9 protein-coding genes and 1 other RNA gene are annotated in these 12216 nt (G+C 53.9%); all 10 read left to right on the top strand.

The genetic code is table 11. The annotated features are described in order from the left end of the window. Positions 1 to 82: 82 nt before the first annotated feature. The 10 genes from ACFVTB_RS15625 (at position 83) to ssrA (ending at position 11668) form a co-directional block, all read left to right on the top strand. Positions 83 to 1264, top strand: coding sequence for a phosphoglycerate kinase (locus ACFVTB_RS15625; RefSeq protein ID WP_387750705.1), 1182 nt, complete (start codon positions 83 to 85; stop codon positions 1262 to 1264). A 149-nt stretch (positions 1265 to 1413) separates the two neighbouring features. Next, on the top strand, positions 1414 to 2169 hold the full coding sequence (gene tpiA / locus ACFVTB_RS15620) for a triose-phosphate isomerase (RefSeq protein WP_387750703.1): 756 nt from the start codon (positions 1414 to 1416) through the stop codon (positions 2167 to 2169). A gap of 1 nt (position 2170) precedes the next feature. After that, complete coding sequence (gene gpmI / locus ACFVTB_RS15615; RefSeq protein ID WP_387750700.1) at positions 2171 to 3700, top strand: 2,3-bisphosphoglycerate-independent phosphoglycerate mutase; 1530 nt, start codon at positions 2171 to 2173, stop codon at positions 3698 to 3700. A gap of 66 nt (positions 3701 to 3766) precedes the next feature. Then, positions 3767 to 5059 carry a phosphopyruvate hydratase gene (gene eno, locus ACFVTB_RS15610; RefSeq protein ID WP_387750697.1) on the top strand — a complete coding sequence of 431 codons (1293 nt, stop codon included), beginning with the start codon at positions 3767 to 3769 and terminating at the stop codon, positions 5057 to 5059. A 258-nt stretch (positions 5060 to 5317) separates the two neighbouring features. Then, positions 5318 to 6073: a sugar phosphate isomerase/epimerase family protein gene (locus tag ACFVTB_RS15605; RefSeq protein ID WP_387750695.1), complete on the top strand. Its 756-nt coding sequence runs from the start codon at positions 5318 to 5320 to the stop codon at positions 6071 to 6073. Positions 6074 to 6189: 116 nt separating this feature from the next. Further along, positions 6190 to 6426, top strand: a complete 237-nt coding sequence (secG, locus tag ACFVTB_RS15600) for a preprotein translocase subunit SecG (RefSeq protein ID WP_387750692.1) — start codon at positions 6190 to 6192, stop codon at positions 6424 to 6426. A gap of 178 nt (positions 6427 to 6604) precedes the next feature. Beyond that, complete coding sequence (locus tag ACFVTB_RS15595; protein ID WP_387750689.1) at positions 6605 to 9862, top strand: ribonuclease R family protein; 3258 nt, start codon at positions 6605 to 6607, stop codon at positions 9860 to 9862. Between the two features lie 278 nt (positions 9863 to 10140). Beyond that, positions 10141 to 10341 carry a cold-shock protein gene (locus ACFVTB_RS15590; protein WP_028609190.1) on the top strand — a complete coding sequence of 67 codons (201 nt, stop codon included), beginning with the start codon at positions 10141 to 10143 and terminating at the stop codon, positions 10339 to 10341. A gap of 213 nt (positions 10342 to 10554) precedes the next feature. Further along, positions 10555 to 11037, top strand: coding sequence for an SsrA-binding protein SmpB (gene smpB / locus ACFVTB_RS15585; RefSeq protein ID WP_387750684.1), 483 nt, complete (start codon positions 10555 to 10557; stop codon positions 11035 to 11037). 266 nt (positions 11038 to 11303) lie between these two features. Continuing rightward, positions 11304 to 11668, top strand: a transfer-messenger RNA (tmRNA) gene (gene ssrA / locus ACFVTB_RS15580). The last annotated feature ends 548 nt before the right edge of the window (positions 11669 to 12216 follow it).

Raw genomic sequence — 12216 nt, 5'->3', positions numbered from 1 at the left:
CGCAGCGACCTGTGCTGTACGTCGTCGCGGTCCCTACTCTCGACCGACAAGGTCGGTATCGAACAAATCAGGAGGTATTCCCATGAATAAGAAAAGTGTTCGCGACGTAGAAGTAGCCGGCAAACGCGTTTTTGTTCGCGTAGATTTCAACGTGCCGTTAGAAGAAGGTAAAATTACAGATGATAAGCGGATCCGCGAGACGCTTCCGACTATCAACTTTTTGATCGAAAAAGGCGCAAAAGTGATTTTGGCAAGCCATCTGGGTCGTCCAAACGGCGAAGTGGTTGAAGGATTGCGTCTGACGCCTGCTGCAGAACGTCTGTCTGAGCTGCTGGGCAAATCGGTTGTTAAAGCTTCCGAGTCCACTGGTGAAGCCGTAAAAGCACAAATCGCCGCTCTGAACGACGGCGACGTATTGCTGCTCGAAAACGTTCGCTTCCATGCGGGCGAAGAAAAGAACGATCCAGAGCTGGCTAAAGCATTCGCAGAGCTGGCTGACCTGTACGTGAACGATGCGTTTGGCGCTGCTCACCGCGCTCACGCTTCGACGGAAGGCATCGCGCATCATCTGCCAGCCGTATCCGGCCTTCTGATGGAGAGAGAGCTGGACGTACTGGGCAAAGCGCTGAACAATCCGGAGCGTCCGTTTACGGCTATCGTAGGCGGTTCTAAAGTAAAAGACAAAATCGACGTTATCAACAAAATGATCGAGATCGCTGACAACATCATCATCGGCGGCGGCCTGTCCTACACGTTCTTCAAGGCTCAAGGCTATGAAATCGGCCAATCTCTGGTTGACAACTCGAAGCTTGATCTGGCGCTCGAATTTATCGAGAAAGCAAAATCGCTGGGCAAAAACTTCCTGATTCCGGTCGACATTGTTGTAGCTGACGATTTCAGCAAAAACGCCAATACGAGGATTGTAGACGTAGACGGCATTCCTGCTGATTGGGAAGGCATCGACATCGGTCCAAAAACGCGTGAAATTTACGCAGAAGCAATCAAAAACTCGAAGCTGGTCGTATGGAACGGACCAATGGGCGTATTCGAAATCGAGCCGTTCTCGCACGGTACGCAAGCTGTTGCGAAAGCTTGCGCCGAAACTTCGGGCTACACCGTCATCGGCGGCGGCGACTCCGCTGCGGCAGCCGAGAAATTCGGCTTGGCGGACAAAATGGATCACATCTCCACAGGCGGCGGCGCATCGCTCGAGTTCATGGAAGGCAAAAAACTTCCAGGCGTAGTTGCTCTTAACGATAAGTAAAACGGGCCCAGCAGGGCTAACGATAGATTTCTAGAACCGGGGTAACGGCGGAGGAAAAGGTTGATCTGAAGGAGCATGAGCGTCCGCAAGTCTACCTTCCCCGTAGTCCGCATCGCCCGTCTCACAATCATTTTTTAGGAGGTAACACGATGAGCAGAAAACCAATTATCGCAGGCAACTGGAAAATGTTCAAAACCGTGTCCGAAGCGGTCTCTTTCTTCTCCGAAGTAAAGGGTGGAGCAGAGGTTGAAGGTGTAGAGAGCGTCATTTGCGCGCCTTACACTACGCTTCCGGCACTGGTTGAAGCGGCAAAAGGCACGACGATTGCTATTGGCGCACAAAACCTTCATTTCGAAGACAACGGCGCGTTCACTGGTGAAATCAGCGGCGTTATGTTGAAGGATCTGGGCGTTAAATACGTCATTATCGGCCATTCGGAGCGTCGCGCGTACTTCGCAGAGACGGACGAAACGGTTAACAAGAAAACCCACGCGGCATTCAAGCACGGCTTGACGCCAATCGTATGCGTAGGCGAGCTTCTGGAAGAGCGCGAAGCGAACCAAACGAAGGATGTTGTTAAAGTGCAAACGGAAGCGGCGTTCAATGGCCTTTCCGCAGCACAAGCGGCTGAAGTCGTGATCGCTTACGAGCCGATCTGGGCGATTGGAACGGGCAAATCTTCGACTTCCGAAGACGCGCAAGACGTTATCGGCTACATTCGCAGCGTCGTAGCAGGTCTGTATGACCAAGCGACGGCAGATGCGGTGCGCATTCAATACGGCGGCAGCGTGAAGCCAAACAACGTGGCAGAATACCTCGGCCAAGCAGACATCGACGGCGCGCTCGTCGGCGGTGCAAGCCTCGAACCGGCATCCTACATCGCACTCGTCCAGGGGGCGAAGTAAGATGACGGCTCCAGTAGCATTGATTATTCTCGACGGCTTTGGTTTGCGCGATGATGTGACGGGCAATGCGGTCGCTCAAGCGAAAAAACCGAACTATGACCGGTACTGGGCGAATTACCCGCATACGACACTGACGGCGTGCGGCGAAGCGGTCGGCTTGCCGGAAGGTCAAATGGGCAACTCCGAGGTCGGTCACTTGAATATCGGCGCAGGTCGTATCGTGTACCAGGATCTGACTCGTATCAGCAAATCGATCCGGGACGGCGAATTTTTCGACAACGAAACGCTTCTGGGCGCCGTGCGCCACGCGAAAGCGAACAATAAAAAGCTTCATCTGTACGGCTTGCTGTCGGATGGCGGCGTGCACAGCCACATCGCGCATTTGTACGCTTTGCTTGAACTGGCGAAGAAGGAAGAGCTGGACGACGTATACATCCACGCGTTTCTAGACGGCCGTGACGTGCAGCCAGACAGCGCCAAACGTTATCTCGAAGAGCTGCAAGCGAAGATCGAAGAGATTGGCGTTGGCAAAATCGCAACCGTACAAGGACGCTACTACGCGATGGACCGCGACAAGCGGTGGGAAAGAGTCGAGAAGTCGTATCGCGCCATGGTATATGGCGAAGGTCCGACTTATGTCGATCCGATCAAAGCGGTAGTTGAATCCTATGAGAAATCGGTTTATGATGAATTCGTCATGCCGACTGTCATCGTTGGCGAAGACGGCAAGCCGGTAGGTCTTGTCGAGTCGGAGGATGCGGTTATCTTCTTCAACTTCCGTCCGGACCGCGCCATTCAGCTGGGACAAGTATTTACGAACGAAGATTTCCGCGGCTTCGAACGCGGCGATCGCGCTCCGAAAAACTTGTACTTTGTCTGCTTGACGTTGTTCAGCGAAACGGTTGGAGGTTATGTCGCATATTCACCTAAGAACCTCGACAACACACTCGGCGAAGTGCTTGTGCAGAACGGCAAGAAGCAGCTGCGCATTGCAGAAACCGAGAAATACCCGCACGTGACGTTCTTCTTCAGCGGCGGACGTGACGTCGAGCTTCCTGGCGAGACGCGCGTTCTCATCCCTTCGCCGAAAGTCGCCACATACGACTTGCAGCCAGAGATGAGCGCTTATGAAGTAGCGGCAGCGGCTGTGAAAGAAATCGAAGCCGACAAGCATGACGCGATCATTCTGAACTTCGCGAATCCCGACATGGTCGGTCACTCCGGCATGCTGGAGCCGACGATCAAAGCGGTAGAAGCGACGGACGAATGTCTCGGCAAAGTTGTCGAAGCGGTGCTTGCCAAAGGCGGCGTAGCTATTATCACAGCCGACCACGGCAACGCGGACATGGTGTTCGACGAGAACGGCCGTCCGCATACGGCGCATACGACGAATCCGGTGCCTTGCATCGTAACGCGCGCAGGCGCAGAGCTTCGTGAAGGCGGCATTCTGGCCGACTTGGCTCCAACGGTACTTGATCTGCTGAAGCTGGCCAAACCGGCGGAAATGACTGGCACGTCGCTCGTTAAGTAATAATCGAATCAGCCGCGAGGCCGATTTGAATTTCAAATTAAAATGAATAAAAGGAGTGTTCCATTCATGTCTATCATCGTTGACGTATACGCACGCGAAGTGCTGGATTCCCGCGGGAATCCGACGGTAGAAGTTGAAGTATCCCTCGAGTCCGGCGGCCAAGGCCGTGCGATCGTGCCATCCGGCGCATCCACAGGCGCTTACGAAGCTGTTGAGCTTCGCGACGGCGACAAAAGCCGTTACCTCGGCAAAGGCGTTCTGACAGCTGTCGAGAACGTAAACACAATCATCGCTCCTGAAATTATCGGTCTGGACGCACTGGATCAAGTCGCAATCGACCGTAAAATGATCGAGCTGGACGGTACGCCTAACAAAGCCAAACTGGGCGCAAACGCAATTCTGGCTGTATCGATGGCCGTTGCACGCGCTGCAGCTGACGCCCTGAACGTGTCCCTGTACACGTACCTCGGCGGCTTCAATGCAAAAACATTGCCAGTTCCAATGATGAACATCATCAACGGCGGCGAGCATGCTGACAACAACATCGACGTTCAAGAGTTCATGGTTCTGCCTGTTGGCGCTCCAACGTTCAAAGAAGCACTGCGCATCGGTGCTGAAATCTTCCATAGCCTGAAATCGGTTCTGAAAAACAAAGGCCTGAACACAGCAGTTGGCGACGAAGGCGGCTTCGCTCCAAACCTGGGCTCCAATGAAGAAGCGATCACAACGATCATTTCCGCAATTGAGCTGGCTGGTTACAAACCAGGCGTTGACGTATTCCTGGGTATGGACGTCGCTTCCACTGAGTTCTTCAAAGACGGCAAATACCACCTCGAAGGCGAAGGCAAATCGTTCACATCCGCTGAATTCGTTGACCTGCTTGCTTCGTGGGTTGATAAATACCCAATTATCACAATCGAAGACGGCTGCTCCGAAGACGATTGGGAAGGTTGGAAACTGCTTACTGACAAATTGGGCGACAAAGTCCAACTCGTTGGCGACGACTTGTTCGTAACGAACACTGAGCGTCTGTCCGATGGCATCGAGAAAGGCGTAGGCAACTCGATCCTCGTTAAAGTGAACCAAATCGGTTCCCTGACAGAAACGTTCGACGCGATCGAAATGGCAAAACGCGCAGGCTACACAGCTGTTATCTCCCACCGTTCCGGCGAGAGCGAAGACAGCACGATTGCCGACATCGCGGTTGCAACCAATGCCGGTCAAATCAAAACTGGCGCTCCGTCCCGTACGGACCGCGTAGCGAAATACAACCAATTGCTCCGCATCGAGGACCAACTCGGTTCCACGGCGCAATATGCGGGCAAATCCGCATTCTACAACCTGAAAAACTTCAAATAAGCCTTCAAGCGGCCGATCGGCCGTCTGAATGGATAGCAAGAGAGAGCATTCGGGCCCGAATGCTCTCTCTTTTTTATGCGGAAAAGAGGTTTTCTGGCTCAAACCGGAAATCCGGGATGTCGCAATTTTGCAGAAGGAAAACGGCTTGCGGGAGTGGAATACGGATAGGGATTGGCTGCGATTTTAGGCTGTCACTGAAGCTGAAGCTGCGGCTGCGGCCAAATCAGACATCCAGAACATTAAAGGCGGTGCACTCCCATGAAGCAACCGGTAATTGCAATTCAGATGTATTCCTTACGCGATTTGACGGCCAGCGATTTTTTGGGCACACTCGGACAGGTCGCCGAGATCGGCTATAAGGCGGTGGAGTTCGCCGGGTATTTCGATACGTCGGTCCATGTGTTGAAGCAGCGATTGTCTGACCTTGGCCTGGATGCGCCGTCCGCTCACGTCGGGCTTAACTTTTCCAATCCCGAACGCATCATGAGCGATTTCGAGGCTCAACTGACGTACGGCAAGGAGCTGGGGCTTCGCCATATCGTCGTTCCTTGGGCGCCGCTGCCGGAGAAGCCGACGTTGGTAGATATCAACCGACTGGCCGAGCAGTTCATCCGCTGCGGAGAAATGGCGAAGAGCTATGGTCTTCAATTTGGATACCATAATCATGAGTTTGAATTCAAGCTCGTCGATGGAATCCCGGCGATCGATCGCTTACTGGAGCTCGTTCCCGCCGAGCTGATGACGATGGAGTTCGACCTCGGCTGGGTACATGTGGCGGGTTACCGTCCGACCGATTATTTGCGCCGTTATGCGGGCCGGATGCCGCTGACGCACTTTAAAGATTTAGACGATGGGCGCAAAGACGTGGAGATCGGCAAAGGGAAAGTTGGCTACGCCGGGATGGTGAACGAAGCGGCAAGATGCGGCGTCGAATATATTGTGATCGAGCAGGAGCAGTATGCAGTCGGGCCGCTGGAAAGCGCGAGGCTCAACTTTGATTTTTTCAAATCCTAACAGGGAAAAAGTGGCCGAACTGACATGTCCCGATAAACTATTGAATTCGGATATAGGCTATGTTAAAATCAATTTATCTGTTTAAACGGAACTCCTGTGTTGGAGGTGTAGATGGAATGGAAATTTTTCTGAAAATATTGCTCGTTGTTTTCTCGATCGGTTTGATCGCGGTGGTATTGCTGCAAAAAGGAAAAAGCGCTGGCTTGTCGGGAGCAATCTCCGGCGGTGCTGAGCACTTGTTCGGCAAACAGAAGGCTCGTGGCCTCGACCTGTTTCTGCAGCGTCTGACGGTAGGTCTGGCAGTCGGATTCTTCTTGCTGTCTTTGATCGTGTCCTACTGGGTGCAAGCTTAAATATCGGCTAAGGAAAAAGCGAAGGGAAACCTTCGCTTTTTTTGTTTTTCTGGAAATGTGCGGATGCGTTCGAGCGATTTCGTGTATACTAAATGGTATATGATAATCTATCAACCGGTAGCAAGTGATGCAAGTGATGATAGAACGGCCTCCGGTGTATGAGGTGACAAGGACAAATATGATGCAAGAGCAACAACTGCTGGATTTCATGCGCGAGACGGCCTACAAGCCGATGACTTATCAAGAAATGGAACAGCATTTCAGCATTGAGGATGCCGTGGAGTTCAAGGAATTTCTGAAGCTGCTTACCCAGATGGAGGAGGAAGGCAAAATTATTCGCACACGCAACGACCGGTACGGCGTGCCTGAGCGGATGAATTTGCTGCGAGGTCGTATTCAAGCCCATGCGAAGGGCTTTGCGTTCCTGCTTCCTGACGACAAGGACCACCCGGATGTTTATCTTCATGCAAACGATCAGAAAAGCGCAATGAACGGCGACATTGTTCTCGTGCGCATTACATCGCAAAGCGAAGGCGGCGGCAGGCTGGAGGGCGAGGTCGTTCGTATCGTACAACGGGCGGTAACGCAGGTTGTCGGCACGTTCGAGAATCACGAGGCATTCGGCTTTGTCATTCCTGACGATAAACGGATTAATCGCGATCTTTTCATAGCTCGCGGCGAATTTCAAGGAGCTGTAACCGGGCAAAAGGTTGTAGCGCGAATTGTGACGTATCCTGAGGGGCGCTCGGCGGCGCAGGGTGAGATTGTCGAAATATTGGGGCACAAAGACGACCCAGGTATCGACATTTTGTCGATTATTCGCAAGCATCAGCTGCCGGAAAGCTTCCCGGACGAAGTGATGGAGGAAGCGGAGGCGGCTCCCGACTCCATTACGGAGGAGGAGATCGTCCAGCAGGGCCGCCGTGATCTGCGCGGTGAAACGATCGTGACGATCGACGGCGAGGACGCCAAAGACTTGGACGATGCGGTGCATGTGAAACGGCTGGAGAATGGCAACTATTTGCTGGGCGTTCATATCGCAGACGTGGGCTATTATGTGCGAGAGAAATCGCAGCTCGATCAGGAAGCATTTCGCCGCGGTACAAGCGTGTACTTGGTCGACCGTGTCATCCCGATGCTGCCGCACCGCTTGTCGAACGGCATTTGCTCGCTTAATCCGCAGGTTGACCGTCTGACGCTCAGCTGTGAGATGGAATTCGAGGCGAAGACGCTGAAGCGGGTGCGCCATGATATTTTTACAAGTGTGATCAAGACAACAGAGCGCATGACGTACTCGAACGTACGCAAACTGCTGACTGGCGTACCGGAGCTTCCGGACGAGGAGCTTGAAGGCAGCGATCCCCTTGACGCGGAACAAGCGGCAGGGGCTGCTGGCGGCGAGCTGGACGGTGAAGAAGCTGCACGTTCAGCGGAGGAAGCGGCTGCAGAGCGCCGTCGCTTGCGGGCTGAGCAGGAAGCTGAGCGTGAGAAAGCGCTGGTCGAGCTGGAGCAGCTGAAGGAGCGGTACGCGGGGCTGCTCGATATGTTCACGCTGATGGAAGAGCTGGCGATGAAGCTGCGCAAGAAACGGATGAAGCGCGGAGCGATCGACTTCGACTTCCAAGAGTCGAAAGTGATCGTGGACGAGAACGGTAAAGCGGTCGATATTGTGAAGCGCGAGCGTTCGGTAGCCGAGCAAATGATCGAGGAATTCATGCTCGTTGCGAACGAGACGGTCTCCGAGCACTTCCACTGGCTGCGCGTGCCGTTCCTGTACCGAATTCACGAAAATCCCGATCAAGAAAAGCTGATGCATTTCATGCAATTTGCCTCCAACTTCGGGTATGTCGTGAAAGGCGGTAAGGGCAACGCGATCCATCCGCGCGCTCTTCAGACGCTGTTGGATGAAATTCACGGCAAGAAGGAAGAGACGGTTATCTCCACGATGATGCTCCGGTCCATGAAGCAGGCGAAGTACGATGCCGAGAGCCTGGGTCATTTCGGGCTGGCGGCGGAGTTCTATTCGCACTTTACGTCCCCGATTCGCCGTTACCCCGACTTGGTCATTCACCGCATTATTCGGGAAGTGATTGAGGGCGGCGGGGCGCTTTCGGAGCAGCGGCATGAAGCTCTTTCGGCGCGCATGCCGGACATCGCGCAGCATTCGTCAGAGCGCGAGCGGGTGGCGGTCGATGCCGAACGCGATACAGAGCGGTTGAAGAAGTGCGAGCTCATGGAGGATAAGGTCGGCGAGGAGTTCGACGGCATTATTAGCAGCGTGACGAGCTTCGGCATGTTTGTGGAGCTTAGCAATACGGTAGAGGGACTTATCCGTCTAAGTGATCTGACGGATGACTACTACCATTTCCATGAGCTGCATATGGTGCTGATCGGAGAGCGCACATCGAAGGTATATCGCATAGGCGACGAGGTACGCGTCAGGGTCGGCCGGGTTAATATGGACGACTACACGATCGATTTTGAGATGGTCGATATGAAGGCGAGAGGCGGCTTCAAAGGCTTTGCCGACGCCGGTCGAGGCGGCCAGCGCGGACGCGGCGGCAAACGCGGCAAGTTCGGCCGTGGCGGCGAAGGCCGCGATGCCCGCGGCGGAGGCGAAGGGCGCGATAGCGGACGCGGAAGCAACCGCGGAGGCGAGAACGAGCAAGGCCGCGGCAAGCGCGGGAAGCACGGGCGCAGCGGCGCAGACGAGCGCGAGACGGGCGCAGCGGCACGCGGCGGAGCAAGCGAACGTGCGGCGAGCGCAGGCGCGAGAAGCGGCGCTGGCGAGCGTGGAGCTGCTGCGGGAGCGAGAGGCGCGGCAGGCGAGCGCGGGCCTGGCGCAGGCGCGGGAGCGTGGAGCGGCGAAGGCGAACGCAAAGGCAAGCGCCGCAAGCGGGGCCGCGGCGCCGGCGAGAACGCTGACGAAGCTGTGGCAGCGGCGCCTAACGCAGGAGCGGACGGCGCGCTCGAGCATGTGCGCGAGGGCGAAGGCAGGGGCAAGCGCGGGAAACACGGGCGCGGCGACGCGCAAGGCAGTGCGGCGGCAGCAGCAGGCGCCGGAGAAGCGGCGACGCCGTGGGGCAATGCTACGGAGCCGCTGGCGCCAAGCAGACGAGTACGGGGCGGCAAGAGCGTGCCGCGTACTGATATGTGGGGACTGCCGATCATTGAGGGCAGCAAAAGCTGGGGTGGCGACACGGGAGAGGATCCTCGTTCGGATCGTCGCGACGGAAGACGCGGCGGCAGCGGCAGGGGACCTGAACGCAGCGGCAAGCCGTCCAGTGACGGCCGCTCACACAAAAAAAATAATAATCTGTCTTCGGAGCCGGTGAATAAAACGACCGAAGAAGGGAAAAACAAGAAGAGCAAGAAGAAAAACGGAGGCGGCGGCGGCAACTCCACCGCAGCGTTCGTGCGCAAAAATCGAAAATAAATAAGGGTGTGCCCCTGTTTCAAGCAACATGGCGCGGCTGTGCCGATGACGATGCAGTCTGCGCCGTGTTATGGATAAGCTGGCAAAATATATTTAAGCTTGTCGCTTGCTTTTTGAAATGCGGTATAGTACACTCAAAGCAATTGATGATATGAACCTGAATTCACATATTGAAAAGGGTGTCATTAAAGTCATGGAACCTTTTCCAATGTGTGAATTTTTTGTTTTAAATAACGAAACAGGCGCATATTAATTTTATTTTGTGGAGGTTTTTACACATGCAACAAGGTACAGTTAAATGGTTTAACGCTGAGAAAGGTTTTGGCTTCATCGAAGTTGAAGGCGGCAACGATGTATTCGTACATTTCTCCGCAATCACTGGCGAAGGCTTCAAAACTCTTGAAGAAGGCCAACGCGTTGAGTTCAACGTTGTTCAAGGCAACCGTGGACCACAAGCAGAAAACGTAGTTAAACTGTAATAGTTTAATTTACGAGCGAAACCGTCCTGACCTTCGGGTCGGGACGGTTTTTGTTTTATGTTCGGAAGATGGAGCTGGAACTGAATTGAATTGCTCCATTTGCAGACAGTTGGCGGCATTGCATACAGTGCCCGATTTTTGCTACAATATATTTCTAGCCCGGATCATCGGGACAATCAAGTGGAGAACGTATCGACGAGAGGTGACGGACAAATGGCAAGCAATAAGAGCGATGGCAAGCTGCTCGCGCAAAATAAAAAGGCTTCCCATGATTACTTCATCGAAGAAACGTATGAAGCAGGCATTGTGCTGACAGGTACGGAAATCAAGTCGCTGCGTAACGGCAGAGCCAATATTAGCGACGCGTTCGCGACGATTCGAAACGGCGAGATGTTCATCCACAACATGCACATCAGCCCGTTCGAGCAAGGCAACCGTCACAATCCGAGCGATCCGACCAGAGCACGCAAGCTGCTGCTTCACAAGCAGCAGATACACAAGCTGCTCGGTCAATCCAAGCAAGAAGGCTACTCGATTGTGCCCCTTAAGATTTATGTGCGCAACGGCTACGCCAAACTGCTGATCGGCCTTGGCAAAGGCAAGAAGCAGTACGACAAGCGCGACACGGCGGCGAAGCGGGATGCTCAACGCGACATCCAGCGCGCAATGCGCGAGAAGCAGAAAGTAGCTCGTTAGATGCCTTTTGAGCGGCATTTCCGTTCATTCCAGCTTTCGGCCAGACTGCCAGCAAGAAGTTCGGCGGAGCGGGACGAAATCGTGTTATACTAATGGAGCGTTAATGATTCATTGTTTTTCTTTTGCGAACGGCATATTGATTTATGCATTCGCGCTCGCTAGATCAGATGCCTTGTTAGGGCGCTGTACGGCGATTCTAAGCGTTTCTTGCGCTAATCGGTAACTGTGGGCGGGTTGAAGCTGCAGAGGGCCGTTTATGCCATTTCGGGGGCGTTTATGGATTCGACGGGGATTGGACGAGCGCGGGTTGCGGGTAGCAGGGAGTCGTCTGCTTCATCAACGCTAAAGCCAATTAACTGGCAAACAACAAAACAACTACGCTTTCGCAGCTTAATAACCTGTGAGCGTGCTCCTACCTAGCATCGCCCATGTGACTAGACTAGGGGCTAACAAGTAGTGGGATACGCCGTTCGGTCTCCGCCTGGGGTCGACGGAAGAAGATAATCAGGCTGACCCAACGCGTAGTCGGTTACGGGACGACGCTCGGGTGACATCAATACCGTGACTACACCCGTAGAAGCCTGTGTGGCGTGATCTTCGGACAGGGGTTCGACTCCCCTCGCCTCCATTATAAAAATAAGGCCTCGACCAAATGGTCGGGGTCTTATTTTTATAATGGAGATGCTTGAGGGGGCGAACCCGGGGTTCAGTCCGCGCGCAGGGAGCGAATGAGATTGCCTCCTAGAGCAGCTTCGCGGACGAGCACGGCATTGGAATCTACCGCTAAGGTAGTCATCAGGGAGAAGGCTCCGACAGCAGGATAATCATGATTCCAATACTCTCCTCGCCTCCATAATTATAGAGAAAGGGACTGGCCATTGTGCCGGTCCCTTTCTCTATCTATGGAGATGCCTGAGGGGGAAAACCCGGGGTTCAGTTCACGCGCAGGGAGCGAATGAGATCACTTCAAAGAGCTGCTTCGCGGACGAGCAAGGCATTGGAATATACCGCTAAGGTAGTCATCGAAGAGTCGGCTTCATTAGCCATAGGATAGAGTTACAATAATCTCCTCGCCTCCACCATGTAAATCCACTACCAAGTGAGGTTGTGGATTTTGTTTTTCATAAATACTTAGCTCTACATGTTCCATATGAACTTTTTCTGCATAGCTTGTAACGA

The sequence above is a fragment of the Paenibacillus sp. NPDC058071 genome (genome assembly GCF_042885235.1).
Lineage (GTDB): Bacteria > Bacillota > Bacilli > Paenibacillales > Paenibacillaceae > Pristimantibacillus.
The sequence above is the reverse complement of the archived record's forward strand: the minus strand, read 5'-3'. Positions and strand labels throughout refer to the sequence as shown.

Bases quoted from the DNA above. Each gene is read 5' to 3' on its own strand.
- ACFVTB_RS15625 (WP_387750705.1), top strand. From the start codon at position 83: ATGAATAAGAAAAGTGTTCGCGACGTAGAAGTAGCCGGCAAACGCGTT.
- tpiA (WP_387750703.1), top strand. From the start codon at position 1,414: ATGAGCAGAAAACCAATTATCGCAGGCAACTGGAAAATGTTCAAAACC.
- gpmI (WP_387750700.1), top strand. From the start codon at position 2,171: ATGACGGCTCCAGTAGCATTGATTATTCTCGACGGCTTTGGTTTGCGC.
- eno (WP_387750697.1), top strand. From the start codon at position 3,767: ATGTCTATCATCGTTGACGTATACGCACGCGAAGTGCTGGATTCCCGC.
- ACFVTB_RS15605 (WP_387750695.1), top strand. From the start codon at position 5,318: ATGAAGCAACCGGTAATTGCAATTCAGATGTATTCCTTACGCGATTTG.
- secG (WP_387750692.1), top strand. From the start codon at position 6,190: ATGGAAATTTTTCTGAAAATATTGCTCGTTGTTTTCTCGATCGGTTTG.
- ACFVTB_RS15595 (WP_387750689.1), top strand. From the start codon at position 6,605: ATGATGCAAGAGCAACAACTGCTGGATTTCATGCGCGAGACGGCCTAC.
- ACFVTB_RS15590 (WP_028609190.1), top strand. From the start codon at position 10,141: ATGCAACAAGGTACAGTTAAATGGTTTAACGCTGAGAAAGGTTTTGGC.
- smpB (WP_387750684.1), top strand. From the start codon at position 10,555: ATGGCAAGCAATAAGAGCGATGGCAAGCTGCTCGCGCAAAATAAAAAG.